This is a genomic window from Micromonospora sp. WMMD729 (assembly GCF_049315225.1).
Taxonomy (GTDB): domain Bacteria; phylum Actinomycetota; class Actinomycetes; order Mycobacteriales; family Micromonosporaceae; genus Micromonospora.
The window spans coordinates 2,808,110-2,833,491 of the sequence record NZ_CP186059.1; the positions used below are offsets into that span (position 1 = coordinate 2,808,110).

Below are 25,382 nucleotides of genomic sequence, written 5' to 3' on the forward strand. Positions count from 1 at the left end.
TGGTCGCCACAGAAACCGCAAGATCGACGCAAGAGACAGCGCGCCGCCGTCGATCATGAACTTGTGGTGGGCGTTATGCGCCTGAGCACGCCCTTTGTCCCCACCACAACCCCATGATCGACGGGGGCGGAGGGCGGAGGGCGGAGGGCGGAGGGCGGGGGACGGGGGGCGGGGGAGAAGGAGGGGGAGTGTTAGTGGGGGTGGGTTTTGTGGTGGGTGGCTAGGAGGTCGGCGCCGAAGTCGCTGGTGGGGCGGCGGAGCACGGTGTGTGCGTGGTTGCCGTCGTCGCTGGTGTTGTCGTACTCGATCAACAGGTCATCGCCCTGCACCCGGTAGTAGTGGCGCTGCCCCGGGGTGGTCGGGCCGGCCCAGGCGAAGTGCAGCGGGCTGCCGGCCAGGCGGGTCGCCTCGGGTACGGCCAACTCGGGCGGCAGCCGGTCCAGGTAGAGCGCGACGATCTGGTCGAGCAGCGCCCGGCCGGTGGGGCCGAGCCGGTCGGCCGGTACGCCGAGGGGTTCCAGTGGCCCGTCGACCCGGGAGCGGGTGGCGCTGATGATGTCCGTCGGCGCGTCGTCGGCGATGATCGCGGCGGCCCGTCCGGCGGGGCCCAGCGCGTCCAGCAGGGCGCGACCCAGATCCTCCTCGACGCCGAGCGGTCGGGAGACGGCCCGACCGGCGTAGCGCACCGCGGCCGGGTTGGCGCCGAAGAAGACCGGCGCGGGCGAGACCTGGTCGTCCACCACCGTCATGGTCACCGACAGGTGGTGCCCTTCGAGCCGCCACGCCCAGCGGTCGTCGCGCGTCGGGTCACCGAACACGGCGATCCAGTAGTCGCCGCTGTGTCGTCCGCGACGCCACCCCTCGGCCCGGTCCAGCACCTCTTCGAGCGCGATGATCACCATGGCCTGGGCGTACGCCGACGGGCTGAGCGCGGTGGCCAGCAGCCGGTGCGCGGCCTTGCGCCCGGCGATGTCCAGCCCGGCGAGGCAGACGCCGGGGCGCGGGCGTGGCCGGTACTCCAGCCAGCGCCGGGCCGGCTCGTCGTCGAACGGGTACGTCGCGTCGACGCGGGTCGCGGGGTCGAGCGCGGTCAGCAGAGCGCTGCCGGCGGCGCGCATCTGTTCGGGCAGAGGATCTTCCACCGCCTCTGTATACCGTCAGTCGGCCTGTAGCAGCCGCACCATCTCCGGCAGGTCGAAGAACTGCGCGGTCTCCAGGGCGGAGGGATTGCCGTACGCCGGGTCGGCCCCGGCGGCGAGGAGCGCGCGGACCGCGTCGGCGCTGCTGCGAAAGACCGCGGCGGCCAGGGCGCTCTGCCCACGGTCGTTGGTACGGGTGTGGTCCGCACCCCGGTCCAGCAGCGCGGCCACCGTGTCGGGGTGGGAGTGGTAGGCGGCCAGGATCAGCAGGGTGTCGCCCTTGTCGTTGGTGAGGTTGACCGGCAGGCCGGCGTCGACCTGGGCGGCCAGGTCCTCGGTGGCGCCCGCGCGGGCCAGGTCGAACATCCGGTGCGCGAACGCCAGGGTCTCGGCGTCGAGGTCGTCGGTCACCGGTCCAGGTTAGGGCGCTGACCCGCGTCCTGTCGCCGAGGCCCTGATAGGTTGCTCGGCCGGTACGTGGGGGAGGGCCTGATGGACGAGATGGTCTACGTGGGCAACGCGGGCGTCGACGGCGTCGGCAATGGCGGCTGGCTGCTCGGGCACTTCGCGCCGCCGGGCGAGATCCGGCACAGTACCGACGTCGAGGTGAAGTGGGGCGTGCATCCGCCCGGCGAGGCCCGTTCGCGCTGGGCGACGGGGGAGCGCCGCACCACCCTGCTGGTGCTCGTGGAGGGATGTTTCCGGGTGGAGTTGCCGGACCGGACGGTCCGGTTGGCCGCGCCCGGGGACTACGTGGTGTGGGCGCGCGGGGTGGACCACTCCTGGTACGCCGAGCGGGCTTCGGTGGTGCTGACGGTGCGGTGGCCGTCGCTGCCGGGTTACCGGGTGGAGCCGCCAATCCTGCGCTGAGCGAAATGCGGCTCGGGTCCCGGCATGTGGAATTACCTACTAAACCTATAGGCTTTGCCGGCTAGAGTACGGAGGCACCCCCCGCACCGACCTGCGAGGAACCACCGATGACCCACGATCGCCCGGCCACCGATCTGCTCGCCGTCGCCGCCCGCTGGGCCGACCCGGCCGGCTGGCCGGTCCCACTGTGCTTCGATCCCAGCGAGCGCTGGTACGCCCGGCTCGCCACCGCCGACGACCACGAGGTGTGGGCGCTGAGCTGGCTGCCCGGCCAGGGCACCGACCTGCACGACCACGGCGGCTCCGCGGGCGCGTTCCGGGTGGTGTCCGGCGCGCTCACCGAGGAGACGGTGAGCCGGGGCCGGCTGCTGCCCCGGGTGCTGCCCGCCGGGACCGGCCGGCGCTTCGGCGTCCGGCACGTCCACCGGGTCACCAACCGCGGCGCGGAGCCGGCGGTCAGCGTGCACGTCTACCGGCCGGCCCTGCGCCGAATGACCCGCTACGACCTGCACGACGGGCGGCTGCGCGCCGCCGAGGTCGCCGAGGCCGGCCGCTCCTGGTGATTCGCCCCAACCCTCTCTCTCCCGGAAGGAACCGATAATGCAGCTCACCGCCGAGCACTGTCCGGCGCCCGTGCCACCGCCGGGCTCCCGGGGCATCGACGAGATCCTGGCCGCCGCGCGAGCCCGGCTCGACCGGCTGGACCCGGAGCGGGCGCACCTGGCGTACCGGGCCGGAGCCCTGCTGGTCGACATCCGACCGGCGGCCCAGCGCGGCGCGCACGGCGTCGTGCCCGGCGCGCTCACCGTCGAGCGCAACGTGCTGGAGTGGCGCTTCGACCCGCGCTGCCCGGCCCGGCTGCCCGAGGCCGTCGACTACGACGTGCCGGTGGTGATCCTCTGCCAGGAGGGCTACACCTCGTCGCTGGCCGCCGCCGCGTTGCAGGACATCGGCCTGCACCGGGCCACCGATGTGGACGGCGGGTTCGCCGCCTGGCGCATCGCCGGCCTGCCCGCGCTCGGCCCGACCCCCCTGCACCGCGCAACCCCCCTCGCGCCCCCGGTCACCGCCGGCCGGGCGCGCCGCTGACCCCCACGCCGCACCGGGCGTGGCGGGCGTACCGCATCTCAGGAGGCACGATGTCCGTCGTCGCGATCCCCACCCGTCCCTACTCGCCCGCGCACCCGGGACGGGTCGTCGGCCGTCCGCGTACCGGCCCGACCCTCACCATCACCCTCGACCTGGCCCCCGGGCCGATGAGCCCCCGCCTGGCCCGGTTGGTGCAGTTGCTCGGCGAGCTGGCCGAGTCCGGAGAGGGTCGGCTGGACCCGACCGACGACGTACCGCCGACGCCGCGACCGCTCGCGCGCCCCGCCGCCGTCGAACCGCCCGCGGCGGCCGACGCCGCCGACGTGCGCATCCTGGCCGGCTCGCGGACCGTCCGGCACGGCGACCGGGTGGTCGCCCTCACCCGCATCGAGTACGACCTGCTGCTCTTTCTCGCCGAACGCCCGCACCGGGTCTTCACCCGCCTGCAACTGCTCTCGAACGTCTGGGGCTACGAGCACGCGGTGGCCCGCACGGTGGACGTGCACGTCCGGCGACTGCGCGCCAAGCTCGCCGGTGCGGAGGTGGTCACCACCGTCTACGGGGTGGGTTACCGCCTCGGTGACGAGGCGCGGATCAGCGTGGACCACACCCGCTGAGCGGGTCGGGTGGCCGGCGGCGAAGGCGGCGGCATCCGCATGGTGAACAGGACGGGGACCCCCGTAACGGGGCATCTTGGCGGCTCTGCTGTAATCATCTGGCTTCGTACGCAGAGCGAGCGTCTGGCTCCGATGCGTCCGTCAATTGTCACATTCATGCAACGCAGCCGCCTCTTGACCCTCGCCCGGGCGCCGGGAAGCATCGATGAAGCGGCGTCCCGGGCCGTGGGGAGATACCCGGACCAGCCCAAGGAGGACCATGTCGGTCAGCCCCGCCTCGTCGCGCGCCGGATGGCATACGTCCCAACCCGCGGTGCCCGGTCGGCCTCCCGGCGGTCAACGCCGCCCGGCGAACACCGCCGCGCCCGTGCTCACCGTGACGCTGTCCATCCCGTTGACCTGCGAGGAGTCGCTGACGCCGCCGGCCCTGCGGCTGCTCGAAGCCGCCCGTGAGCTGCTCGAACGCGGCGAGGGTGTGATCACCAGCTCCGTTCCGGCCGAGCGCCGCGCCGACGGTGTGCCGGCCAACCGGTCACCCGTACGGGCGCTCACCCCGACGATTCCCTCCCTGCACATCCTGGCGTCGTCCCGGTCGGTGCTGCGGGACGACGAGCCGCTGCCGCTGACCCGGTTGGAGTTCGACCTGCTGCTGCACCTGGTCGCCCACCCCCGCCGCGTCTTCACCCGGCTACAACTGCTCAACGCCGTGTGGGGCTACGAGCACGCCGGGGTGCGCACCGTCGACGTGCACGTGCGCCGGCTGCGCGGCAAGGTCGGCGTCGACGTACCCCTGGTCACCACCGTCTACGGCGTGGGCTACCGGTTGGCCGACGACGCGCGCGTCACCGTCGACCGCACCGGCTGACCGCCACCACCCGTTCGACCGGCCGGCCGGGCCGTCACCGCTGTCCGCGCGCCCGGGCAGGATGGACCCGTGCGCATCCGTCCCATCTCGCCCGACCTGCTCGTCGCCGAACTGACCGGCCGCCTCGCCGACGCCTCGGCCACCGTCGAGCCCGCCCGGCTGCGGGTCGCCGTCGACGGCGCTCCCGCCGCCGGCCCGGACGAGCTGGCCGCCGCGCTGGTCGACCCGCTGCGCGCCCGGGGCCGCCCGGTGCTGCACGTCCGCGCCGCCGACTTCCTGCGACCCGCGTCGCTGCGCTTCGAACTCGGCCGCACCAACCCGGACGCCTACTACGAGGGCTGGCTCGACGAGGCCGGCCTGCGCCGCGAGGTGCTCGACCCGGCCGGTCCCGGCGGCGACGGGCGGATGCTGCCGTCGCTCTGGGACCCGGTCGCCGACCGGGCCAGCCGTGCCGCGTATGTCGATCTGCCGCCGGGTGGCGTGGTCCTGGTCAGCGGCGCGCTCCTGCTCGGCGGCGCGCTGCCGTTCGACGTGACCGTCCACCTTCAGGTGTCCGCGCCGGCGCTGCGCCGCCGCACCGATCCCGCTCAGGGGTGGACCCTGCCGGCCTTCGACCGGTACGCCGACGAGGTGGTCCCCGCCAGCTTCGCCGACGTGGTCGTCCGCGCCGACGACCCCCGCCATCCCGCGCTCGTCGAGGCCACCGACGCGGGCTGAAATTGGCTCGTTTGCGGGCCCCGTCCGGCGGGTACTCGCCCGGCTCACAGAGCGCGGGTGATCGCCCGCGTACCGCATGCGACCGCTACCGGGGCTCCACGCCGCCGGACCCGGTTCACGTGAACGACAGGCCAGGAAAGGCAGGCAGCGATGCTCGTCCACGACACGGTCGGCACCGGCCGCTCCCAGACGGAGATCGACCAGATCCGGCAGTCCCTCCAGGCGCGGTACGACGAGTTGACCGCCGAGTACGACCAGGCCGTCCTGCAGAGCCAGGTGCTGCGGCTGGTGGAGGTCGGTGACACCGCCGGCGACGACCAGGCCGACAGCGGCACCAAGACGGCCGAGCGGGACACCGCCCAGTCCCTCCTGCGCACGATCCTCGACCGACGCGCCCAGTACGAGCACGCCCTGGGCCGCCTCGCCGAGGGCACCTACGGCTGGTGCGAGGGCTGCAAGGCGGCCATCCCGGTCGAGCGGCTGGAGATCTTCCCGGCCGCCACCACCTGCGTCACCTGCAAGCAGACCCGCGAACGACGGGCGGCCTGAGCGAGAAGCAGCGGTTGCCGGTCGGTCCACGACGCGATGGACTCCACCCATGGGTGACATCCTGGTGGGTACCGCGTCCTGGACCGACCGCACACTGCTCGACTCGGGTTGGTATCCGCAGACCGCGGACAACCCCGAGAAACGTCTCGCGTACTACGCGCGGCAGTTCCCGCTGGTCGAGGTGGACGCGACCTACTACTCGCCGCCCGCCGAGTCGACCGCTCGCCTGTGGGTCGACCGCACGCCGGCCGGGTTCACCTTCAACATCAAGGCGTTCAGCCTGCTGACCGGCCACCCCACGAAGGTCAGCGCGCTCTACAAGGACCTGCGGCCGGAGACGGACAAGAAGAACGTCTACCCCGACGACCTGCCCGCGCAGTCGTACGAGGAGGTGTGGACGCGGTTCCTGTCCGCGCTGGACCCCCTCGTCGAGGCGGGCAAGCTGGGCGCGCTGCTGTTCCAGTTCCCGCCCTGGTTCACCATCAAGCGGGCCAACAAGCAGTACCTGCTGGAGGTGGCGAAGCGCTGCGCGCCACTGCGTCCGGTCTACGAGTTCCGGCACGCGTCCTGGTTCGACGGCGACAACGCCGACGAGACGTTGTCGTTCCTGCGCGAGCACGACCTGTCGTACGTCTGCGTGGACATGCCGCAGGGGCACCGCTCGTCGGTGCCCCCGGTGCTGGCCGCCACCGGCGACCTGGCCGTGATGCGCTTCCACGGCCACAGCGACAAGTGGACCAGCAAGGACATCCACGAGAAGTTCGGCTACCACTACTCCAAGCGGGAGCTCAAGGACTGGGCGCCGAAGCTGCGCGAGCTGGCCGACTCCGCCGGCCAGACCCACGTCCTCATGAACAACTGTTACCGCGACTACGCGCAGACGAACGCGTCAACACTCATTGGCTTACTGAACGGGTAGGACCTGCTTGCCTCCGCATGCTGGGTGGGAAGCTGTTCGCGGCTCGGTTCGGGGACATGGCACGGACCCAGACGCTGTTGGGGTACGCGATTGAGACCTGATACGGGGTGCTGGCCTCGGCGTGCCGGAGCGTGACGAGCCACGAACAAGGGCGGTACCTTCGGCATGGCGGCCCGGTGGGCAGAGGCCGACAGCGCCGCCATAGGGCCCTCCACCCCGAAAGCAGGCTCGCCGTGACCGAACCGTCATTCGCCGAGCGGATGCGAGAGCTTCGCCAGGCCCGGCGCATCTCCCTGCGCGATCTCGCCAAGCTCACCTTCCACGGCAAGTCCTACCTCCACGAGCTGGAGACCGGCGTGAAAGCGCCCACCGCTCACGTCGCGCAGCGCGTCGACGACGCGCTCAATGCCGATGGGGAACTCGTGGCGCTCGCTGCCCGGCCCACCATCCGGCGTCGTGAATTCGTGGCCGCCGCTGGCCTTGCCGCGGCCCTCCCGCAAGCCTTGCTCAACCACGGCCGTTACGTGAGCCCGGGCACCACCGCGAGGCTGGCGGAGCGGACCGCCCGGCTACGCCGTCTCGACAACTTCCTGGGCGGCGCCGACACCCAGCACCTGTACGCGGCCGAAGTCGACTCCACCACCCGGCTCCTGAAGAACGGCTCCTACAGCGAGTCCGTAGGCCTGCAACTCCTCGCCATTCTCGCCGAGCAAGCGCAACTTGCAGGATGGGCGGCATTCGACGCCGGTCGGCACGCCGAGGCTGACCGGCTGTACCGCCGCCGCCCGAGACGCCGTCGCCCACGCCCTCGCGGGCAACGCCTACGCGTTCCTCGCCTACCAGCAACTCGCACTGGGCCACCCCGCCGCCGAAACCGCCACCGCCGGATGCGACGCCGCAGCCTCGGCCACACCCACCGTTCGGGCGCTACTGCACCTGCGGACCGCCTGGGCGTACGCGGTAGCCGGGAACGCCGATGCAGCCGACCGGCATCTCGGCCAGGGCACCACCTGCCTCACCGAACAGGACAGCCGGCCTGAACCCGACTGGGTGTACTGGGTTGACCACGTCGAAGGAGAGATCATGAGCGGGCGGTGCTGGACGGTTCTGCACCGACCGATGCGCGCCATCCCCGCGCTGGAGGGTGCGCTCGCTGGCTTCGACGACACCTACTCTCGCGATAAGTCCCTATACCTGTCGTGGCTGGCGGACGCCTACCTCGACGCCAACGAGCTCGAACAGGCGTGCACTACGGCCGCCGTCGCCGTGCGGCTCGCGGGTGGCGTCGGGTCGGTGCGGCCTGCCCAGCGCCTCAACTCGTTCCTCAGCCGCTTAGCGCCGCACGCCACCATGGCCTGCGTCGTTGAGCTGCGGGCGCTGGCCGCCGAAACGTCTAACCGCCCTCGACCGTCCGTCTGACCCACTCGAGGTAGGCGGCCGAGCCGTGAAGGACAGGCACGGCGGTGATCTGCGGGTTATCCCACGGGTGGGCGTCGGTCAGGTACGCCTCCAGTTGTGGGTACCGGGCGGCTGTGGTGTACAGCAGCACCGGCCACTCCTCGCCGTTGCCCTGCTCGCCGAGGTGCCAGAACACGCAGGTGACTGGGCCGGTCACCTGCGCGCCTGCGGCCAGGCGCGCCGCTGTTGCTCCTTCGGCTAGCTGCACTGCCGCCTCGCGGGTGGGCGCGGCTGTTGACACCTGCACGTAGTCGCTCACCGGCACAGGCTAGCGGGGTGGGTGTCCGCGGACAGGTACGGACAGGCGGCGGACAGCCGCTCTCTCCCGACCACAGTTGTCGGTCCGTAGCGTTCCATCTGCGGGACGGCAGTGGTGAATATCCGAACGCGACACGATGGCCGATCAACTGCCGGGGTCCCGTCAGGACAGGTGGGGCGCCAGCGCTGGACAGGGACGGCCGCCTTCGCTCCCAAGCCGAGGGACGTGTAGATGATCTACAGAATCGTATCCGTCGTGACCGACCGAATGGCTGCTCGAGGTGGCCCGCCCGGCACCGGCCAGCGCATCCACAGCGTCGAGCAGGCGTGGGCGAAGCAGTTGCTTCCGGCCCACGTCCGGGCCGTCACGGCGGCACACCGACGTGCCAGCAGCACCGACGGGCCAGTCCGGTGACCAGTCAGCGGCCAATGCCCGACCCCGGCACCCGGGTGTCGGTGCGGCCCACCGAGTGGCAGCCCAGTCCCGGCATCGAGGGCCAGACCTCCCATGACATCGTCATCGTGTCCGTCCACGACTCCCACGACCCGCGCTTTGCCTGGGTCTACGGGCACGGCCCGGAGTGCAGTTGGCCCACGGCGGACTGCACCACACCGTTCTGCTGGGAGCTCCTGATCAGCGTCGACGTGCTGGCCGCCACCGCCGGCGAGCGTCCGTGAGCGCCGCCCCCACCCCCGGGGCTCCGCTCGCTCTTCGCTGGTGGCAGACCATCATCGCGCACCGGCCCATAGACGGCCGCTGTCCCCGTTGCCGGACTCGGGGACGGTGCTGGCTGTGGGCGGACGCGTTCGGCCAGCTCATCGCGCACGACCTGTGGCACCTCGGACCACCCGCACACAGGACCACCAGCACGGACGACCAGCCGTGCCAGGACGGACAAGCCTCCGTTCAGACGTCTGAATCGGTGTGACAACTCCGGTTGACACCGCCCACGTCTCACCCGATTCGGGTGGGGCCGGCTCACCCGCTCGCCCGGCAGGGTGGGCACGGTGGGTACAGCCGCCCGACGGCCGGCGACGACACGGAGGTGAAGGGGATGACGGTTCGACTGGTGACGGACAGACGGCGTGGGGCCGTCCTGCACGTTGTCGGCGCGGCGGACACCGCCCGACGCGCACCGCAGGGCAGCCCGGTACGGGCCCGGCGCGGCCCGGTGGGACCGCCGCGACGCACCGATGAGCGACGCTGGGAGGCCACGGAACGGGGGTCGACCGATGCCTGACTCGATGATCTCCGCGTTCGAGAGTTCGCTGGACAAGACCAACCTGATCCTCAAGGACATCGAGGACGCCTACGGGTGGCCGAAGGAGCGGCGCAACCAGTCGTACGCGGCGTTGCGCACGGTGCTGCACCTGCTGCGGGACCGACTGGCGGTCAACGAGAGCGTCGAGTTCGCCCAGCAGTTGCCCGTGCTGGTCCGCGGGATCTACTTCGACGGCTGGAACCCGTCCGACGTGCCGATCAAGCTCAACCGCGACGACTTCCTCTACGAGGTCCGCCAGGGCTTCCCGTACGACGCCGAGGGCGGCGCGGAGCGGGTGACGCAGGTGGTGCTGGACACCCTGCGACGGCACGTCACCCAGGGCGAGTGGCAGGACGTGAAGGACACCATGCCCAAGGACATCGCCATGATGCTGCCCTGAGACCGGCCTATCGGGCGGCGCTGTCCGGCGGGGACGGCACCCGGGACACCGGGTGGCCGGCCCCGCGGGCCAGCGCCGCGAACGCGACGGCGTCGGTGACCGCCGCGCCGCCGGGGTCGTTGTTGAAATAGACGTACGCCGGCTCGTCCGCGCCGAACGCGTCGGTGAGCCGGCGGACCCACGAGCCGAGCGCGGTACGCCCGTAGTGCGGCCACGGCCGGGCCCGCCCCTCGTGCAGCCGCAGGTAGCCGAAGTCGGTGGTCCGCCAGCGCGGCGCCACCGGCCGACCGAGGCGATCCGCCCAGACCAGCGCCGCCCGCCGCCGTTCCAGGACGGCCCGGGTGGCGTCGGTCCACCACGACGGGTGCCGGGGCTCGACCGCCACCCGCACCTGCTCCGGGAACAATCGCAGTGTCGCGTCGAGCGCGTCGACGTCCGCCCGCAGGTTCGGCGGCAGTTGCAGCAGCACCGGGCCGAGTCGGTCACCGAGGGCGGTGGCCCGGCCGAGGAACCGGGCCACCGGCTCGGCCGGCTCCCGCAGCCGCTTGATGTGGGTGAGGTAGCGGCTCATCTTGACCGCCACGCAGAAGTCCGCCGGGGTCCGTTCCCGCCACGCCGCGAACGTCTCGCGCTCCGGCAGCCGGTAGAACGCGTTGTTGACCTCGACGGTGGCAAAACCCGACGCGAAGTGCTCCAACCAGAGGCGCTGCGGCAGCCCCTGCGGGTAGAAGCGGCCCCGCCAGTCCCGGTACTGCCAGCCCGACGTGCCCACCAGGATCACCGCCTCATCCTGGCACTCTGCGCCGCCGCCCGCGAACCGACCGTGTCGTCCCGGTTCGGCGTCTACGGTGTGGGTTAGAGAAGATCGCGCGTGGGGTACCACCCGCAGCACGACGGACCCCGGCGTACGGCGGGGCGGCACACCCGAGGGAGTACCGATGGCACTCAACGACGACGACATGCAGACCATGGGCGGCGGCGGCCTGGAAGGCCCGGCCGACGGCGGTGCGACCCCGGGTCACCAGGACGGTGGCGCGGACGGTGGCGCGGAGGGTCCGGCCGATGGTGGTGCGACGCCGGGTCACCAGGACGGTGGCGCCGATGGTGGCGCGGAGGGTCCGGCCGATGGTGGTGCGACGCCGGGTCACCAGGACGGTGGCGCCGATGGTGGCGCGGAGGGTCCGGCCGATGGTGGTGCGACCCCGGGTCACCAGGACGGTGGCGCCGACGGCAGCGCCCGGTAGCGGCACGTCATGACATACCTCGACCCGCCGGGCGGCCACGGCCGCCCGGCGGTTCCGTCCGTGGCCCCCGACGACGTGTCCGCCGCGGCGACCGCCGCGCTGGCGCGTTGCGTGTCGGTCGAGCCCGCGAAGTTCGCCGCCGCGCACTGGGGCCACACCCCGCTGCTCTCCCGCGCCGCCGAACTGCCCGACCCGGCCGGCTTCACCGACCTGTTCAGCCCGGACGACGCCGACGAACTGCTCAGCCGGCGCGGTCTGCGTACCCCTTTCCTGCGCGTCGCCAAGGACGGCCAGCTCGTGCCGGCGGCCCGCTGGACCGGCGGCGGCGGGGCCGGCGCCGAGATCGGCGACCAGGTGCTGGACGAGCGGGTCCTGGAGCAGTACGCCGGTGGTGCCACCCTGGTGGTGCAGGGCCTGCACCGGATCTGGCCGCCGCTGGTGGACTTCGCCCGCGACCTGGGCCTCGCGCTGCGCCAGCCGTTGCAGGTCAACGCCTACCTCACCCCGGCGGGCAGCCAGGGCTTCGCCACCCACTACGACACCCACGACGTGTTCGTGCTCCAGGTGGACGGTCGCAAGCACTGGCGGATCCACCCGCCGGTGCTGCCCGACCCGCTGGAGAAGCAGCCGTGGGGCGGCCGCGCCGACGAGGTCGGCGCCACCGCGCAGGGCCCCGCCGCGCTGGACGTGGTGCTCGCGCCCGGTGACGCGCTCTACCTGCCGCGCGGGTGGCTGCACAGCGCCCAGGCGCAGGAGGCCAGCTCGCTGCACCTGACCGTGGGCATCCGCGCGCTGACCCGGTACGCGCTGGTCGAGGAGTTGCTCGCGCTGGCCGCCGAGGACCAGCGACTCCGGGCCAGCCTGCCGTTCGGCACCGACGTCGCCGACCCGGACGCGATCGAGCCGGAGCTGACCGAGACGGTGGAGGCGCTGCGCGACTGGCTGCTGCGGGCCGACCCGATGGCGGTCGCCGCGCGGCTGCGCCAACGGGCCTGGCCGGCGGCCCGTCCGGCGCCGATCCGCCCGCTCGCCCAGGCGGGCGCGCTGGCCGCGCTGGATGCCGACGCCCGGCTCGTCCTGCGGCCGGGCCTGCGCTGGCAGCTCACGCCGCACGGAGACGGCCAGGTGGCGCTGCGGCTGTTCGACCGTACGATCACGCTGCCCGCCGACTGCGAGCCGGCGACCCGCGCACTGCTCAGCGGCGCCGCAACCCGGGTCGGCGACCTGCCGGGCCTGCCCGACGACGCCGACCGCGTCACCCTGGCCCGCCGGCTGCTGCGCGAGGCCGTGGTCGTGCCGGCCTGAGCGCGGGTGCGGGTGATCGACTCGGTTTCCCGGAAACGGTGCCGTCCCTGCTCACGGGACAGCGCGACTTCCTGGAAACCGAGTCGATCCTGCCGGCGGCGCGGGCGGAGGGGCTAAGGGGCGCGACCCGCGAGCGACGCGGTCAGCGGCCGAGGGCCAACAGCAGCACCGTCGTGACCAGCCCGGCGCCGAGCACCACCATGATCGGTCGAGGGCCGAGCATCGCGTGCCGGCGGTCGGCCAGCACCCGCGCCGGCGCGAGCCCCATCAGCGGCCCGAGCAACGTCACCACCAGCGCCAGCACCGGCATCCCGACCGCCAGGTCGCCGCCGTAGCCGACGCCGAGCGCCCGGGCGCCGACGCCCAGCGCGTACCCGAGCACCGCGCCGCCCACCCCGCACAGCGCCAGCAAGGGGTTGACCGACCCCGGTAGCTCACCGGGCTGTCCGGCCAGGTTGAGCAGGTCACGGACCCGGCCGAGGAGCACCGCCGGGTCGCCGACCGCGGTGCCGTTCGCCGGCACCGGTGGGCCGCCGACCCGACGGGCGCCCAGCCGGGCACGGGCCTGCTGCCACAGGTGCGCCACCTCGGCGTCAACCCGTTCCTGCTCCTCGCGGGCGTCGACCAACTCCTGCTCGGCCCGCCGCACCTCGACCACGGCCTCGTCGACCGCGCGCTCGGCCGCCGCGCACTGCCGCTCGTACCAGGTGTGCGCCTCGGCGCGCTGCTCCCGTACCCGGGCGGTCAGCTCGGCAAGTCGGCGGAGCTGCGCGGTGTACGTCTCACTGGTCACCGGCTCGTTCATCTCGACGGTCCATAAGGGATGATCACATGGCCGGTGCGGTGCACGGCCCGGTCGAAGAAGAGCCCGCGCCACGGGCGGGGATACCAGTCCGGGCCGCCGGTGCCCGGGTAGAGCGACGCGCCCAGTTCGCCACCGTGCGCGTCCAACGCCACCCAGGCCCCGATCTGGTCGGTACGGGCTGCCGGGCCGCCCAGGTCGGCACGCATCCGCGCCACCCCCCGCCACCAGGCCAACACGTGGGTACGCCGCTCCGGACCGTCGTGCAGGATCCGGCGCAGCTGCTCCAGGCCGGTACGCCGGCCGGTGCGCGCGGCGAGGGCCCCGGCCGCCGCGTCGACCGCGAACAGCAGCAGGTAGTGCGGGCTGCCCGTGCCGGACAACCCGTCGGCCGTCTCGGTCATCAACTCGCCGACGGTCTCCTCGTCGTACCAGGCGGCGTCGTCGGCCAGGTCGTCGTAGAGCGCGCGGGCGATGCCGTCGGCGTCCGGGTCGAGGCAGGCGATGGAGAAGCGGGCGGTGCCCGGCGGGTGCTGGCGGGCCAGCGACCGGGCCGCCGCGTCCAACACCGCGCACGCCTCGTCCACCCGGGTGCCGAGCACCGCCAGGTTGCGCCCGGGCGCGCGGGGCAGCCGCAGCGCCGCCGACCGCGCCTGCACGTCGATGATCTCGCCGAGCAGCGCCACCGGGTTACGCGGCGCGCGTCCGTCCGCCGGGGCTTCGAGGGCCCGGAAGTCGGGGGCGTCGGTCAGCCGGGGGATCGCGTCACCGTCGAAGAGCCGGGCCGGGGCCGCGTCGGGCGGGCGCATCCGCCACAGGCGGTGTTGCAGGCCGCTCCACGTCTCCCAGTCGCTGGCGGCCGGGATCCGGGCGACCTCGTTGCCCTCGACCATGCCCGACTCGGCGTTGACGACGGCGTGCCAGCGCGGCAGCGACTGCGCCGCGTCGTTGCGTTCGGCGAGGATCCGCAGCGCCTTGGGCAGCGCGATCCGCAGCGCGAACTGGGCCACCAGCGCGGGACGCCCCCACAGCGCCTCGATGCCCCGTACGTCCTGAGAGGCGAGTACCAGGTGGATGCCCTGTGAGCGGCCGCGGCGGGCCAGGTCCTCCAGCAGGTCGGCGGCCTCGCGGGCCACCACGTCACGGCCGGCCAGCAGCATCTGGAACTCGTCGACCACCGCGACGATCCGCGGCCAGTGCCCGGTCGGGTCCACCGCGCGCAGCTCGGCGAGCTTGGTGACCTCGTGCTTCTTGGCGGCGTCGGCCCGCCGCCGCAGCTCCTCGGCGAGGAAGCGCAGCAGCGCCAGCCCGAACTCCCGGTCGGTGTTGACGTTGATCCCGACCAGCCGCATGTGCGGCAGCCAGCTCGGGTCACGCCGGCCCTGCGCGAACCGCGCGAAGGACACGCCCTCCTTGAAGTCGAGCAGGTAGAACTCCAGCTCGGCGGGGGAGTAGCGGGCCGCGAGGGCGCCGATCCACGCGAAGATCAGGTTCGTCTTGCCCGTGCCGGACGGGCCGCCGATGAGGGCGTGCGGCGGATAGTCGCCGAGGGTCAGGCGTACCGGCCGCCCCTGCGGTCCCTCGCCGATCGGCACGGTCAGGCCGTCCGCCGAGTTCTCCCGCCACATCGACTCCGGTGGCGGCAGCAGGTCGCCGAACGGTGTCGGCGGCGGGCCGGCGTTCACCTGGGCGGCGATCTCCCGGCAGGTCTCGGTGACGAGGCTCGCCGGCGGCGGTGGATCCAGCCGGACCGACAGGCCCGACGGGCCACCGATCCGGATGTCCGACGCGTTCGCCACCACCCGGGTCACCGTCGGGTCGTCGGGCAGCGGCACGCCACGCACCACCAGGTGCACCCCGCAGGCGGCGCCGGCGCGGACCACCCGGTCGAGCTGTCCGCGCTCGTGCCGGTTCAACTCGTCGCCGCCGAGCAGCACCGCCACCCGCCACGGCTCGGGGCGGCGGCCGGTCGCCGAGGCCAACTCCCGCAACGACCCGTACTCGCCGGCCAGCACCGTCTCGTTGATCCGCCGGATCTGCTCGACCAGGTCGTCCAGGAGCGCACCCAACCCGCCCGGGCCGACGAAGGTGAGCAGCCCGGCCGTGCCCAGCGGCGCGAACCCGGCCAGGCCGCCGCCGAGGTGCTCCGGGTCGTACCCGATCAGTCGTACCCCGCCGGGGTCGGCGCGGCCGACGGCCCGCAGCAGCAGCGCGGACACCACGGCGTCGCAGCCGGCGCGGTCGTTGCCGGACAGGTGGACGTGCCCGGCGTCGAGCAGCGGCACCAGCGCGGGCACCGGCTCGACGTCGTCGAGCCGGACCGTGCCGACCCGCAGCGCGCCGGGCGGCTCGGCCCGGCGCAGGGGCGTGGGCGTCCAGCCCGGCCAGTCGGCGCCGGCGCAGCCGGGCGCCTCGCGGCGGGCGGCGTCGGCGGCGTGCCGGGCCAACTCGGCGATGCGGGTCGCGTGCCGGGCGTCGATCTCGGCGAGGCGGCGGTCGCGCTGGCCACCCACCCGCTCGGGTACGGCGGCGGCGGCCCGACGGACCCGGGCGAGTCGTTCGCGTCCGGCGCTCAGGTCGGCCTGTGCCGCCGACAGGCGGGTACGGGTGACGCCCAGCGCCTCGGCGAGGGAGTCCCGGACCCGGCCGGCGAGCTGTCCCCGCCGGTCAGCCATCGGAACCCCGACGGGCCGGCGCGTCCCGCCACGGGCTGCCCGTACGCTGCGGCACGACTCCGCCCGACGCCTGGCCGCCCGCCGTGCCGGAACGCGGACCGGCGGCGCGCGGGACGCTCGGTCGTGGACTCGCGCCGCCGTCGCGTGGACCGCCGGAGCGGGGGACGCCGACGCGCTTGTCGTCGCGGCGCTGGGCCGGGGAGGCGCCGGATGACTCTGGTTCGGCGGGCACCCGGGGCGTGTCGGGCAGGTCCCGGCCCAGCCGGGCGAGCAGCAGCCCGGCCGTCACGCCGGCGGCCACCGCGGAGTCGGCGGCGTGCGGCGGCTCCCCGGACGACCGTGGCGGGGGCATCCGGCACACCCGGGTCAGCAACGTCTCCAGCACCGGCGGCGGCAACCCGGGCAGCAGGTCCCGAACCCGACCGTCCAGCTCCCCACGCAGCCGGCCCAGGTCGCTGGCGCGGGGCGGATGCCCCAGCAGCTCACCGGCGAACTCGCGCAGCAACGGGGGCGCGAGCGCCGCCATGCCGAGGCCCACGTCGGCCGACGCGCGGCGCAGCTCGGTCCGCAGCCGGTCGCGGTCACCGGCGCGTACGCCCCGCACGACCCGGCGCAGCAGCTCCTGCGAGTCGCGCAGCTGCTCGTCGGCCTCGTCGGCGTCGCCGTCGCGCCCACCGGTCAGCTCCGCCACCCGGACGGACCACCAGCGACGCATCCGTACCTGCTCGGCCCGCTCCGGCGGCACGGCCGTCGGTCCGTCCGCCGGGGCGGCGTCGTGACGCGGATCGCGCTCCTGCTGCGGCCGGGGCGGCGGGGCGCCGTCGGCGGCCAGGCCGATCGCGGCCAGGTACGCCGACAGCTGCTCCTGGGCAACCCGCAGCGCGTAGTTGGCGCTCTCGGCGTGCTCGGTGGCGGCGGACAGCTCGGGTACCCCCATCGGGTTGGCCGATTCCTGCCGGACCCACCGCAGCCGCTCGGCGGCCAGGCCGAACTTCTCCAGGGCCTGACCGAGCAGACCGACCGGGAACTCCTCGCTGGCCGCGCGGACCTGGCCGCCGATGTCCTCGATGATGGACATGTCGGCCTACAGGGTGGAGACGTAGAGCTGGGCCTGCTCCACCGCGACAAGTGTCGCGGCGAGACACTCCTCCAGCTCCTGGCTGGCCTGTGTCAGCGACGCCTGGGCCGCCTCGACCGTTTCGTGCCCGCTGCCCTCCAGCGCGCCGGCCAGGGTCTGCTGGGCCTCGGCCAGCTTCTCACCCGCCGCCTGGACGGCTGTCTGCCCGTCACCGATCTGTTGGAGGGCGACATCGATGGCAGCCTTCAGCTCGGCGACGCTCGCCACGGCGGAACCTCCTGGGGGCGGGGAGATCTCCATTAGAGCCTATCGACGGCCACGGGAGAACATCCGCCCTGGCGGTGTTGATACCCGCCTGACCGTTAACCCCCGTGAAGTGCCGGGAGTCCGTTCTGTGGGAGTCCCAGTGCGAGAATCTTTCAGTTGTCGCGGAGCCAGCGGGGGCCGTACACCTCGGCGCCCAGGGCGGTGACCCGCTCCCGCAGTTCCCGGTCGGCGGTGACCACCAGCCGGCGGCGCTGCGGGGCCTCCTGCACCAGCTCGACCACCGTGTCGTCACCCGAGCCGGGGGCGGAGACCACGCGCACCTCGTCGATGCCGGGCACGTCCCGCGCCGCGCCCTCGACCACGAGCACCACCTCCACCGGCGCCGTCAACCGGGCGGGCAGCCCTTCGGCGGCCACCGGCGCGAGGGCGTCCCGCAGCCGGGCGGCGGCCCCGGCCCGGTCCCGCCACCAGCCGTTCGGGCGCGAGCCCACCACGTTGGCGCCGTCCACGATCAGCAGCGGGTTCTCCGTCATACCGCCAGCCTGCCACCACCTGCCCGAACCGGCCGGACGCCACTCCACAGCGAGGTGCGCCACCGCCTGCGGCGTTTGTCGGGCCGGGTGCCGGGTAGCCCCTGCCGACCGTGCCGCGCCCCGACTGCGGAGGAGAGACATGATGGGACCCGGTGATCTCGGCTCCGACCCGTGGGACGAATTCCTGGCCCGGTACTTCGGCCGGGGAGAGGGAGGACGCCGACCGCCGCACCGGGTCGACATCACCCGACTGATGACCGCCGACGCGCGGGAGATGCTGGCCGACGCGGCCCGTCGTGCCGCGCAGCGGCAGAGCAACGACCTGGACACCGACCACCTGCTCTGGGCCGCGTTGCAACGCGAACCCCTGCGTGACCTGGTCCGTCGGGCCGGCGCCGACCCGGACACCCTGCTCAACGCGCTCGGCGGCAAGGGCGACGGCGCGCCGCGCGGCGAGGTGCCGCCCAACCTGTCGCTCACCCCGGCGGCCAAGCGGGCGCTGCTCGACGCCCACCAGCTGTCCCGGGCGATGGGCGCGAACTACATCGGCCCCGAGCACATCCTGATGGCCCTGCCGCTCAACCCCGAGTCGCCCGCCGGGCGGATGCTGGCCGCCGGCCGGATCCAGCCCGAGTCGTTGCAGGCCGCCAACGCCGAGCGCGGCCCGATGAACGGACCGAAGCCGGACCGGGGCACGCCCACCCTCGACCAGTACGGCCAGGACCTCACCGACCTGGCCCGCGCCGACCAGATCGACCCGGTGATCGGACGGGCCGACGAGATCGAGCAGGCCGTGGAGATCCTGTCCCGGCGGACCAAGAACAACCCGGTGCTGATCGGCGAGGCCGGTGTCGGCAAGACCGCCATCGTCGAGGGGCTGGCCGAGCGGATCTGCGACGGCGACGTACCGCAGACCCTGCTCGGCAAGCGGGTGGTCCAACTCGACCTCGCCGGCCTGGTCGCCGGCACCCGCTACCGGGGTGACTTCGAGGAGCGGCTGAAGAAGGTCATCGACGAGATCCGGGCGCACCGGGACGAGCTGATCATCTTCCTGGACGAGATCCACACCCTGGTCGGCGCGGGTGGCGCCGGCAGCGAGGGCGGGATGGACGCGTCCAACATGCTCAAGCCCGCCCTGGCGCGGGGCGAGCTGCGGGTGATCGGCGCGACCACACTCGACGAGTATCGCAAGAGCATCGAGAAGGACGCGGCGCTGGCCCGGCGCTTCCAGCCGGTGCTGGTGCCCGAGCCGAGCATCGACGACACGATCGCGATCCTGCGCGGGCTGCGGGACCGGTACGAGGCGCACCACCAGGTGCGCTTCACCGACGAGGCGCTGGTCACCGCCGCCGAGCTGTCCGACCGGTACGTCACCGACCGGTTCCTGCCGGACAAGGCCATCGACCTGATCGACCAGGCCGGCGCACGGGTGCGGCTGCGCACCCGCACCCCGGCGTCCGACGTGCGCGAGTTGGAGCAGGAGCTCGACGACGTACGCCGGGACAAGGAGCAGGCCGTCACCGACGAGCAGTATGAGCGGGCCTCGGCGCTGCGCGACCGGATCGCCGAGCTGGAACAGCAGATCCGCCAGGCCAACGGCGAGGACGGCGCGTCCTCCTCACAGGTGCCGGAGGTGGGTCCGCAGGAGATCGCGGAGGTGGTCTCCCGGGCCACCGGCATCCCGGTCAGCCAGCTCACCGAGGAGGAACGCGACCGACTGCTGCGCCTGGAGGGTCACCTGCACGAGAAGGTCGTGGGCCAGGACGACGCCGTCACCGCGGTGGCCGAGGCGGTCCGCCGGTCCCGCGCGGGGCTGGCCGACCCGGACCGTCCGATGGGCAGCTTCCTGTTCCTCGGCCCCACCGGCGTCGGCAAGACCGAGCTGGCCCGGGCCCTGGCCGAGGCGCTGTTCGGCGAGGCCGACCGGATGGTCCGGGTGGACATGAGCGAGTTCCAGGAGCGGCACACGGTCAGCCGGCTGGTCGGCGCCCCACCCGGGTACGTCGGCTACGAGGAGGCCGGCCAGCTCACCGAGGCGGTGCGCCGCCGCCCGTACGCGGTGGTGCTGCTCGACGAGATCGAGAAGGCGCACCCGGACGTGTTCAACATCCTGCTCCAGGTGCTCGACGACGGCCGGCTCACCGACAGCCAGGGCCGTACGGTGAACTTCAAGAACACCGTGCTGATCATGACGAGCAACCTCGGCTCCGAGTTGATCACGGGGACCCAGCGGGCCGTCGGGTTCGGCACCGGCGCGCCCGGCAGCGAGCAGGAGAACGACGAACTGCGCGAGCGGCTGATGCGTCGCCTCCAGGAGAACTTCCGGCCGGAGTTCCTCAACCGCATCGACGAGATCATCATCTTCCGCCGGCTGGAGGCCGAGCAGTTGCGGGACATCACCGCGCTGCTGCTGGAGGACACCCGCCGCCGGATGCACGCCCAGGACATCCAGGTGGAGGTCACCACCGCCGGGGTGGACTGGCTCGCCGAGCACGGCTACCAACCGGAGTTCGGCGCCCGTCCGCTGCGCCGGGTGATCCAGCGCGAGGTCGACAACCACCTGTCCCGGATGCTGCTGGAGTCGGCGATCTCGCCCGGACAGAAGGTCGTGGTGGACGCCCGCGACGGGCAACTCGCCTTCGACGTGACCGCGGGCGAGCGGGGGTACACCGCCGCCACGACAACACACCCGCGATGAGCGGGCCGGCGGGACGCGAGGACCACGACGAGCCGCGCGAGGACGCGGACGCCGCGAAGCACCGGGACGAGGACGACCACCCCGACCCGATCCTGGCGCCCCCGACCGCGAACCCACGTCGGACGCGGGTGCCCGCCGAGGGCCTGCATCCCAAGACCGACAAGGACGACCCGGAGACGCGAGAGGAGACCTGATGGTACGCGACACGCGGCTCGACCCCGAGGTGGAAGTGCTCTGGGAGGACTTCCACGCCGAGGTCAACGTCCCGTCGGAGCAGCTGCGCACCTGGCTGCTGACCCGGGGCTCGGGGGAGGAGTCGTTCAGCCCGAACCCGGACCTCGACCTGCCCCAGCCCGGGCGGGAGATCCTCAAGGTGCTGAACAAGCGGAAGGTCGACCTCACGCCGGAGGACATCGAGGTGATGCGGGAGGCGGTCGAGCGGATCCGCGAGCTGATGGACGCCAAGCCCCGGCGCGGCAACGCCGACGACGAGTGGCGGCACTCGCTGCTCGACCTCGGGCACGATCCGCTCGTGGAGCGGTGAGCACGGCCGTACGCGACGGCGCCGTCCCGGGTCGGGGCGGCGCCGTCGGCACGCCCTACTGGCCCTGGTCGGACTCCAGACTGCCGATGGTCAACCCCGCCGCGTCGGCGGCGGCGTCGCGCTCGCCCCGGGTCTGGTCCTCGCGGGTGAGCAGGTTGGCGTACTCGGTGACGTCGGCCGGGTCGGGCACCTCCGGCAGCCGGCGCAGGAACGCCTCCACCTGGCGGGTGGCGGCGGTGTGCGCGGCGGCGGCCTGGCGGAGCAGCTCGCGGTCGTCGGCGGGCGGGTAGAGATCGGTCATGTCCGCCAGATACCCCGACAGCGGCGGTTCGCACCGCCGGCGGCCCTCGTCTCGTCCCGCGTCGCCGGCGGCTCTCGTCGCACCTCAGCGGCCGGCGATGCCGTCCAGCAGGGTGGTCAGGTTGTGCTCGAAGGTCTCCTCGGCGTCGAGGTGCGCGCCGTCGACGACGAGCCGCGCGACGGTGGGGTAGCGACCCGTGTCGAGCATCCGGGTCAGGTAGGGGCCGAGGCTGGCCTGCCAGGCGCTCAATTCGGTGCCGGTGGCCCGGGCGGTGCGCCGCTCGGTGACCTCCCGCCGCAGCGCCCCGACGATGAACGCGTTGAGGGCGCCCAGGGCCCGCTGCAGGTCGTCGATGCCGCCGATGCCGGGGGCCCGGCTGAGCGCCGCCGCCGTCGACTCGCCCACGGCGAGCGCGTGCGGCCCGAGCTGGGGCCGGCCGCCGAGCAGGTCGGCGAACCACTCGTGGTCCAGGGCGGCGACGCGGGTACGTCGCGCGACGGCCAGCACCGTGGCCCGCCACCCGGACTGCGGGCCGTCCCCGGCGATCTCGGCGTAGACGGCGTCGACCATCAGGTCGAGCAGCTCGGACCGGTTGGCGACGTAGTCGTACAGCCGCATCGGGCCGACGCCGAGTTCCTTGGCGATCCCGCGGACCGACAGTCCGTCGAGGCCGTGCGCGTCGGCGAGCCGGATCGCCGTGTCGGCGATCTTCGCGCGACTCAGCGGCACCGGCGTCGCCCGGGGGCGGGGCTCGGGCCGTTCCCACACGGGCATCCGTTCGCTACCGTACGGTGTATCCACGCGATACAGCGTACGGTAAGGAGCATGGCGATGCGACTGGCGATCGTGGGCGGCGGCCTGGGCGGGCTGACGCTGGCACGGATCCTGCACCTGCACGGCATCGAGGCGGTGGTCCACGAACGCGAGGCGGACCGGTCCGCGCGCTCGCAGGGCGGGATGCTCGACCTGCACCCGGAGTCCGGGCAGCACGCCCTCGCCGAGGCCGGCCTCGGCGCGCAGTTCCGGTCGTCGGCCCGGCCCGAGGGCGAGGAGCACCGCATCCTCGACCCGGCCGGGCGTACGCTCGTGCACCACACGCCGCGCCCCGGCTCGTTCGACGGACGCCCGGAGATCGACCGCACCGTCCTGCGCAACCTCCTGCTCGACGCGCTGCCGCCCGACACGGTCGCCTGGGGACGCCGCCTCGTCGCGGCGACGCCCCGGCCCGCCGGCGGCTTCCTGCTGACCTTCGCCGACGGCGACCGCGCCGAGTGCGACATCCTCGTCGGCGCGGACGGCGCCCGCTCGGTCGTCCGACCGCTGCTGATCGACGCGCCACTGTCGTACGTCTCCACCCACGTGGATCTGACCATCGGCGACGCCGACCGACGCCACCCGGATCTCGCCGAGCTGGTCGGCCCCGGCAACCTGTGGTGCGTCGGCGACAACCGGATCCTCGCCGCGCAGCGCCTCGGCGACGGCCGCATCCGGGTCGGGATCTCGCTGCGTGCCGAGGACCGTGACCTGGACACCTACCGCAGCAAGGAGGCGCTGCGGGCTCTGTTCGACGGCTGGGACCCGCGCCTGACCGCCCTCATCGACGCCGGCGACGACACGCCGACGCCCCGCCGGGTCGAGGCGATGCCGGTCGGCGCGCGCTGGACACACCGCCCGGGGGTCACCCTGCTCGGCGACGCCGCGCACCTCATGCCCCCGATGGGTGAGGGCGCCAACCAGGCCATGCGGGACGCCGCCGAACTCGCCCGCGAACTCGTCGCCCACCCCGGTGACCCGGACGCGGCCACCCAGGCGTACGAGGAGGCGATGTTCGCCCGCATCCAGCCGATCGCCGAGATGTGCGCACGCGTTGCGGCGATGATGCTGTCGCCCACGGCGGCGGACGACCTCGTCCGCTTCTTCACGCCGCGTACCGCCGAACCCGTCGGGCCGTAGACCTCACGCCGCGCTGGGCTGCCGGACACCGAAGGCCGGGTTGCGCACCAGCCAGTCCAGGTAGGTGGGGTGCGACGCCAGCGAGTCGGTGTACGCCGCCTTCGCCGTCGACAGCAGCAGATCCGCGTCGCGGGCGGCCGGCGAGTCCGGGTGCCAGCCCAGCAGCAGTCGCCAGCGCAGCGGGACACCGGCCAACCGCCGGGTGACCAGACCGGCCACCGGCCGGAACGTCGCCTGGCACAGGGCCACCGCCACGCCCGCGTCCACCAGGTCGATGCAGCCGCGGATGTCGGTCTCGTACACCTTGCGGGGGGTGAAGCCGGCGCGGGCGCACGCGGCGGCGAAACAGTCGCCGAAACAGCCGTCGCCGGGCGCCGCCACCCACTGCTCGTGGCGCAGGTCGGCCAGGTGTACCTCGTCCCGGTCGGCGAGCGGGTGGCTCGCCGGCAGCAGGACCAGCACCGGGTCGACGGCCACCTCCCGCCACCGCAATCCGAACTCGGCCGACGGGGTGGCGTCGCCGCAGACACCGGTGAGGGCGAAGTCCAACCGCCCGCCGGCCACCAACTGCGCCAGCTCGTCCACCGACCACGAGGCGTACGTCGTGATCTGGGCCGGCGGGTCCTCGGCGGCCAGCCGGTGCACCAGCCGGCCCAGGATTGGGCTGTTCACCCCGCCGAGCCGGCAGCAGCGCGATGTCACGCCGCCGCCGGCCAGTCGGGCCGCCTCGTCCTGGAGGCCCTTCATGGCCGGCAGCAGCACCCGGGCCCGGGCGAGCACCAGCTCACCGAGCGCGGTGGGCCGCGCGCCGCGCCGGTCCCGGTCGAACAGCGGCCCGCCGAGGGTCCGTTCGATCCGCTGGAGCTGGGCGGTCAGCGCCGGCTGGGCGAGCCCGAGCGCCGACGCCGCCTTGGTCACACTCCCTGTCTCCGCGATCGCGCAGACCACCCGCAGGTGTCGCAGCTCCAGGTTCATACGGTGACGGTAGGACCACGCCGCAGCCTGCGGAAGGGGCCAAGTGTATCGGTGACATTGAATGCATCTTGTGGTGCGGCCCGCGCGTTCAGTCGCGCGGTGGTTCCGGCAGGTCCTTGAGGTACGTCGGCCGCCGGGTCACCGCGTCCATCACCTTGTCCACCACGCCCACCGCCGGCTCGACGATCCGGTTCCACGGCGGGGTGGCCGGAGTGCCCGGGTGCGGCCGGGTCGGCGCGGCCTCCTCGGCGATCTCCAACCGGTTGCCGAGCCGGATCAGCTCCTCCGGGGTCGCCACCGCGCGCAACTCGGTGACCAGAGCTCCCACCCCGTCGACGTGCCGGCGCACCCGCTCGGCGACCTCGGCCACGCTCTCGTCGTTCAACCCCTTCAGGGCGGCCAGCAGCGCCGCGTCAGCGTCGATCTCCGCGTCCACCCGGGCGGTCTCGGCCGGCAGCGCCGCCCGTACCGCCGGCAGCAGGTACTGCTCCTCGGCGGAGATGTGCCGCGACAGCGCGGCGGTGAGCACCGCCAGCGCCTCCTGCGGCGTCGCGTCCGGACCGGCCAACTGGTCCACGAGGGTCAGCAACTGCCGGTGCTCGCGGTCCACGATGTCGGCGACGCTGCGGCCGCCGGGCCGGTAACCCTCCTCGGGTGCGGGCGCGGGCGGCAACGGGGGTAGGGGAACGGCGGACATGGTGCCCTCCTCGACTGGCGGGCGGAAGCTCCGGCAGGGGATGTGCGGTCGTGGGCGGCGGTACCCGAACCCGGCCGCGACGAAACCGTCCGGCGATTCGCCGAGCTGGATGCCCCGCCGTGTCTCGTCGGTGCGCCGGCCCGCCGGTGCCGCCGGGCTGGTATGAA

Annotated in this window: 30 protein-coding genes and 1 pseudogene; 18 read left to right on the top strand and 13 right to left on the bottom strand. The window is 73.6% G+C overall.

Features of this window, described 5'->3' with window-relative positions:
- Positions 1-191: 191 nt before the first annotated feature.
- Positions 192-1,142: a DUF3500 domain-containing protein gene (locus ACN263_RS12860; RefSeq protein ID WP_422740032.1), complete on the bottom strand. Its 951-nt coding sequence runs from the start codon at positions 1,140-1,142 to the stop codon at positions 192-194.
- Positions 1,143-1,157: 15 nt separating this feature from the next.
- Positions 1,158-1,550, bottom strand: coding sequence for an ankyrin repeat domain-containing protein (locus tag ACN263_RS12865; protein ID WP_422740033.1), 393 nt, complete (start codon positions 1,548-1,550; stop codon positions 1,158-1,160).
- Between the two features lie 81 nt (positions 1,551-1,631).
- On the opposite strand from ACN263_RS12865, the gene ACN263_RS12870 reads away from it, so the two are divergent.
- The 9 genes and pseudogenes from ACN263_RS12870 to ACN263_RS12910 all read left to right on the top strand — a co-directional run bounded on the left by ACN263_RS12870 (position 1,632) and on the right by ACN263_RS12910 (position 8,184).
- On the top strand, positions 1,632-2,009 hold the full coding sequence (locus tag ACN263_RS12870; RefSeq protein ID WP_422740034.1) for a signal peptidase I: 378 nt from the start codon (positions 1,632-1,634) through the stop codon (positions 2,007-2,009).
- A 107-nt stretch (positions 2,010-2,116) separates the two neighbouring features.
- The gene (locus tag ACN263_RS12875; protein WP_422740035.1) at positions 2,117-2,572 is read left to right on the top strand and encodes a cysteine dioxygenase; all 456 of its coding nucleotides are present in this window, start codon (positions 2,117-2,119) and stop codon (positions 2,570-2,572) included.
- A gap of 37 nt (positions 2,573-2,609) precedes the next feature.
- Entirely contained in the window at positions 2,610-3,098 is a 489-nt protein-coding gene (locus tag ACN263_RS12880) for a rhodanese-like domain-containing protein (protein ID WP_422740036.1), read from the top strand.
- Between the two features lie 50 nt (positions 3,099-3,148).
- On the top strand, positions 3,149-3,715 hold the full coding sequence (locus ACN263_RS12885; protein ID WP_422740037.1) for a winged helix-turn-helix domain-containing protein: 567 nt from the start codon (positions 3,149-3,151) through the stop codon (positions 3,713-3,715).
- 259 nt (positions 3,716-3,974) lie between these two features.
- On the top strand, positions 3,975-4,580 hold the full coding sequence (locus ACN263_RS12890) for a winged helix-turn-helix domain-containing protein (RefSeq protein ID WP_422740038.1): 606 nt from the start codon (positions 3,975-3,977) through the stop codon (positions 4,578-4,580).
- Positions 4,581-4,649: 69 nt separating this feature from the next.
- Complete coding sequence (locus ACN263_RS12895; RefSeq protein ID WP_422740039.1) at positions 4,650-5,297, top strand: uridine kinase; 648 nt, start codon at positions 4,650-4,652, stop codon at positions 5,295-5,297.
- A gap of 150 nt (positions 5,298-5,447) precedes the next feature.
- Positions 5,448-5,846, top strand: a complete 399-nt coding sequence (locus ACN263_RS12900) for a TraR/DksA family transcriptional regulator (protein ID WP_422740040.1) — start codon at positions 5,448-5,450, stop codon at positions 5,844-5,846.
- Between the two features lie 49 nt (positions 5,847-5,895).
- Positions 5,896-6,765, top strand: coding sequence for a DUF72 domain-containing protein (locus ACN263_RS12905; RefSeq protein WP_422740041.1), 870 nt, complete (start codon positions 5,896-5,898; stop codon positions 6,763-6,765).
- Positions 6,766-7,025: 260 nt separating this feature from the next.
- Positions 7,026-8,184: pseudogene (locus ACN263_RS12910) on the top strand (helix-turn-helix domain-containing protein).
- Here the strand turns inward: ACN263_RS12910 and cutA are convergent.
- On the bottom strand, positions 8,159-8,482 hold the full coding sequence (gene cutA / locus ACN263_RS12915) for a divalent-cation tolerance protein CutA (protein ID WP_422740042.1): 324 nt from the start codon (positions 8,480-8,482) through the stop codon (positions 8,159-8,161). The pseudogene ACN263_RS12910 and the gene cutA sit on opposite strands and share 26 nt — an antisense overlap.
- Positions 8,483-8,737: 255 nt before the next feature.
- Between cutA and ACN263_RS12920 the strand changes: the two genes are divergently transcribed.
- The 3 genes from ACN263_RS12920 to ACN263_RS12930 all read left to right on the top strand — a co-directional run bounded on the left by ACN263_RS12920 (position 8,738) and on the right by ACN263_RS12930 (position 10,143).
- Positions 8,738-8,896 carry a hypothetical protein gene (locus ACN263_RS12920; protein WP_422740043.1) on the top strand — a complete coding sequence of 53 codons (159 nt, stop codon included), beginning with the start codon at positions 8,738-8,740 and terminating at the stop codon, positions 8,894-8,896.
- 14 nt (positions 8,897-8,910) lie between these two features.
- Positions 8,911-9,159: a hypothetical protein gene (locus ACN263_RS12925; RefSeq protein ID WP_422740044.1), complete on the top strand. Its 249-nt coding sequence runs from the start codon at positions 8,911-8,913 to the stop codon at positions 9,157-9,159.
- Between the two features lie 555 nt (positions 9,160-9,714).
- Positions 9,715-10,143 carry a DUF2267 domain-containing protein gene (locus tag ACN263_RS12930; RefSeq protein ID WP_422740045.1) on the top strand — a complete coding sequence of 143 codons (429 nt, stop codon included), beginning with the start codon at positions 9,715-9,717 and terminating at the stop codon, positions 10,141-10,143.
- 7 nt (positions 10,144-10,150) lie between these two features.
- Here ACN263_RS12930 and ACN263_RS12935 read toward each other — a convergent pair whose 3' ends face one another.
- Positions 10,151-10,924 carry a DUF72 domain-containing protein gene (locus ACN263_RS12935; RefSeq protein WP_422740046.1) on the bottom strand — a complete coding sequence of 258 codons (774 nt, stop codon included), beginning with the start codon at positions 10,922-10,924 and terminating at the stop codon, positions 10,151-10,153.
- Between the two features lie 157 nt (positions 10,925-11,081).
- Here ACN263_RS12935 and ACN263_RS12940 point away from each other — a divergent pair, with 157 nt between their 5' ends.
- A complete protein-coding gene (locus tag ACN263_RS12940) occupies positions 11,082-11,387 on the top strand; it encodes a hypothetical protein (protein WP_421470805.1) in 306 nt (101 codons plus the stop codon).
- Positions 11,388-11,396: 9 nt separating this feature from the next.
- Positions 11,397-12,692 carry a cupin domain-containing protein gene (locus ACN263_RS12945; RefSeq protein WP_422740047.1) on the top strand — a complete coding sequence of 432 codons (1,296 nt, stop codon included), beginning with the start codon at positions 11,397-11,399 and terminating at the stop codon, positions 12,690-12,692.
- Positions 12,693-12,834: 142 nt separating this feature from the next.
- Here the strand turns inward: ACN263_RS12945 and ACN263_RS12950 are convergent, their stop codons facing one another.
- The 5 genes from ACN263_RS12950 to ACN263_RS12970 form a co-directional block, all read right to left on the bottom strand.
- Positions 12,835-13,497 (bottom strand): hypothetical protein, encoded by a 663-nt coding sequence (locus ACN263_RS12950; RefSeq protein WP_422740048.1) that lies wholly within the window; start codon positions 13,495-13,497, stop codon positions 12,835-12,837.
- Positions 13,494-16,169: an FtsK/SpoIIIE domain-containing protein gene (locus ACN263_RS12955; protein ID WP_422740049.1), complete on the bottom strand. Its 2,676-nt coding sequence runs from the start codon at positions 16,167-16,169 to the stop codon at positions 13,494-13,496. Before ACN263_RS12955 ends, ACN263_RS12950 begins: the two co-directional genes overlap by 4 nt.
- Positions 16,162-17,247 carry a hypothetical protein gene (locus tag ACN263_RS12960; protein WP_422740050.1) on the bottom strand — a complete coding sequence of 362 codons (1,086 nt, stop codon included), beginning with the start codon at positions 17,245-17,247 and terminating at the stop codon, positions 16,162-16,164. The genes ACN263_RS12955 and ACN263_RS12960 overlap by 8 nt, the downstream gene beginning before the upstream one ends.
- Positions 17,248-17,253: 6 nt before the next feature.
- Entirely contained in the window at positions 17,254-17,514 is a 261-nt protein-coding gene (locus ACN263_RS12965) for a hypothetical protein (protein ID WP_007076395.1), read from the bottom strand.
- Positions 17,515-17,666: 152 nt separating this feature from the next.
- Positions 17,667-18,047, bottom strand: coding sequence for a hypothetical protein (locus ACN263_RS12970; RefSeq protein WP_422740051.1), 381 nt, complete (start codon positions 18,045-18,047; stop codon positions 17,667-17,669).
- Positions 18,048-18,186: 139 nt separating this feature from the next.
- Between ACN263_RS12970 and ACN263_RS12975 the strand changes: the two genes are divergently transcribed.
- From ACN263_RS12975 to ACN263_RS12985, 3 genes are read left to right on the top strand one after another with little or no spacing between them, the layout of a single operon-like run.
- The gene (locus ACN263_RS12975; RefSeq protein WP_422740052.1) at positions 18,187-20,745 is read left to right on the top strand and encodes an ATP-dependent Clp protease ATP-binding subunit; all 2,559 of its coding nucleotides are present in this window, start codon (positions 18,187-18,189) and stop codon (positions 20,743-20,745) included.
- Entirely contained in the window at positions 20,742-20,939 is a 198-nt protein-coding gene (locus ACN263_RS12980) for a hypothetical protein (protein WP_422740053.1), read from the top strand. The genes ACN263_RS12975 and ACN263_RS12980 overlap by 4 nt, the downstream gene beginning before the upstream one ends.
- Complete coding sequence (locus tag ACN263_RS12985) at positions 20,939-21,289, top strand: DUF3140 domain-containing protein (RefSeq protein ID WP_234582023.1); 351 nt, start codon at positions 20,939-20,941, stop codon at positions 21,287-21,289. The genes ACN263_RS12980 and ACN263_RS12985 overlap by 1 nt, the downstream gene beginning before the upstream one ends.
- Before the next feature lie 55 nt (positions 21,290-21,344).
- Here the strand turns inward: ACN263_RS12985 and ACN263_RS12990 are convergent, their stop codons facing one another.
- Together ACN263_RS12990 and ACN263_RS12995 are read right to left on the bottom strand one after the other, a co-directional pair.
- On the bottom strand, positions 21,345-21,590 hold the full coding sequence (locus ACN263_RS12990) for a hypothetical protein (protein WP_234582022.1): 246 nt from the start codon (positions 21,588-21,590) through the stop codon (positions 21,345-21,347).
- A gap of 84 nt (positions 21,591-21,674) precedes the next feature.
- Positions 21,675-22,391, bottom strand: coding sequence for a TetR/AcrR family transcriptional regulator C-terminal domain-containing protein (locus ACN263_RS12995; protein WP_422740054.1), 717 nt, complete (start codon positions 22,389-22,391; stop codon positions 21,675-21,677).
- Between the two features lie 24 nt (positions 22,392-22,415).
- On the opposite strand from ACN263_RS12995, the gene ACN263_RS13000 reads away from it, so the two are divergent.
- Positions 22,416-23,543, top strand: a complete 1,128-nt coding sequence (locus ACN263_RS13000) for an FAD-dependent oxidoreductase (protein ID WP_422740055.1) — start codon at positions 22,416-22,418, stop codon at positions 23,541-23,543.
- 3 nt (positions 23,544-23,546) lie between these two features.
- Here ACN263_RS13000 and ACN263_RS13005 read toward each other — a convergent pair whose 3' ends face one another.
- Both ACN263_RS13005 and ACN263_RS13010 read right to left on the bottom strand, forming a co-directional pair.
- Positions 23,547-24,518 carry a LysR family transcriptional regulator gene (locus ACN263_RS13005; protein ID WP_422740056.1) on the bottom strand — a complete coding sequence of 324 codons (972 nt, stop codon included), beginning with the start codon at positions 24,516-24,518 and terminating at the stop codon, positions 23,547-23,549.
- Positions 24,519-24,606: 88 nt separating this feature from the next.
- Positions 24,607-25,215: a hemerythrin domain-containing protein gene (locus ACN263_RS13010; protein ID WP_422740057.1), complete on the bottom strand. Its 609-nt coding sequence runs from the start codon at positions 25,213-25,215 to the stop codon at positions 24,607-24,609.
- Positions 25,216-25,382: the final 167 nt, after the last annotated feature.

Excerpts from the sequence above, each read along its gene's own strand:
- ACN263_RS12870 (WP_422740034.1), top strand. The coding sequence starts at position 1,632 with ATGGACGAGATGGTCTACGTGGGCAACGCGGGCGTCGACGGCGTCGGC.
- ACN263_RS12875 (WP_422740035.1), top strand. The coding sequence starts at position 2,117 with ATGACCCACGATCGCCCGGCCACCGATCTGCTCGCCGTCGCCGCCCGC.
- ACN263_RS12880 (WP_422740036.1), top strand. The coding sequence starts at position 2,610 with ATGCAGCTCACCGCCGAGCACTGTCCGGCGCCCGTGCCACCGCCGGGC.
- ACN263_RS12885 (WP_422740037.1), top strand. The coding sequence starts at position 3,149 with ATGTCCGTCGTCGCGATCCCCACCCGTCCCTACTCGCCCGCGCACCCG.
- ACN263_RS12890 (WP_422740038.1), top strand. The coding sequence starts at position 3,975 with ATGTCGGTCAGCCCCGCCTCGTCGCGCGCCGGATGGCATACGTCCCAA.
- ACN263_RS12900 (WP_422740040.1), top strand. The coding sequence starts at position 5,448 with ATGCTCGTCCACGACACGGTCGGCACCGGCCGCTCCCAGACGGAGATC.
- ACN263_RS12905 (WP_422740041.1), top strand. The coding sequence starts at position 5,896 with ATGGGTGACATCCTGGTGGGTACCGCGTCCTGGACCGACCGCACACTG.
- ACN263_RS12925 (WP_422740044.1), top strand. The coding sequence starts at position 8,911 with ATGCCCGACCCCGGCACCCGGGTGTCGGTGCGGCCCACCGAGTGGCAG.
- ACN263_RS12930 (WP_422740045.1), top strand. The coding sequence starts at position 9,715 with ATGCCTGACTCGATGATCTCCGCGTTCGAGAGTTCGCTGGACAAGACC.
- ACN263_RS12940 (WP_421470805.1), top strand. The coding sequence starts at position 11,082 with ATGGCACTCAACGACGACGACATGCAGACCATGGGCGGCGGCGGCCTG.
- ACN263_RS12945 (WP_422740047.1), top strand. The coding sequence starts at position 11,397 with ATGACATACCTCGACCCGCCGGGCGGCCACGGCCGCCCGGCGGTTCCG.
- ACN263_RS12950 (WP_422740048.1), bottom strand. The coding sequence starts at position 13,497 with ATGAACGAGCCGGTGACCAGTGAGACGTACACCGCGCAGCTCCGCCGA.
- ACN263_RS12955 (WP_422740049.1), bottom strand. The coding sequence starts at position 16,169 with ATGGCTGACCGGCGGGGACAGCTCGCCGGCCGGGTCCGGGACTCCCTC.
- ACN263_RS12960 (WP_422740050.1), bottom strand. The coding sequence starts at position 17,247 with ATGTCCATCATCGAGGACATCGGCGGCCAGGTCCGCGCGGCCAGCGAG.
- ACN263_RS12970 (WP_422740051.1), bottom strand. The coding sequence starts at position 18,047 with ATGACGGAGAACCCGCTGCTGATCGTGGACGGCGCCAACGTGGTGGGC.
- ACN263_RS12975 (WP_422740052.1), top strand. The coding sequence starts at position 18,187 with ATGATGGGACCCGGTGATCTCGGCTCCGACCCGTGGGACGAATTCCTG.
- ACN263_RS12980 (WP_422740053.1), top strand. The coding sequence starts at position 20,742 with ATGAGCGGGCCGGCGGGACGCGAGGACCACGACGAGCCGCGCGAGGAC.
- ACN263_RS12985 (WP_234582023.1), top strand. The coding sequence starts at position 20,939 with ATGGTACGCGACACGCGGCTCGACCCCGAGGTGGAAGTGCTCTGGGAG.
- ACN263_RS12990 (WP_234582022.1), bottom strand. The coding sequence starts at position 21,590 with ATGACCGATCTCTACCCGCCCGCCGACGACCGCGAGCTGCTCCGCCAG.
- ACN263_RS13000 (WP_422740055.1), top strand. The coding sequence starts at position 22,416 with ATGGCGATGCGACTGGCGATCGTGGGCGGCGGCCTGGGCGGGCTGACG.
- ACN263_RS13005 (WP_422740056.1), bottom strand. The coding sequence starts at position 24,518 with ATGAACCTGGAGCTGCGACACCTGCGGGTGGTCTGCGCGATCGCGGAG.
- ACN263_RS13010 (WP_422740057.1), bottom strand. The coding sequence starts at position 25,215 with ATGTCCGCCGTTCCCCTACCCCCGTTGCCGCCCGCGCCCGCACCCGAG.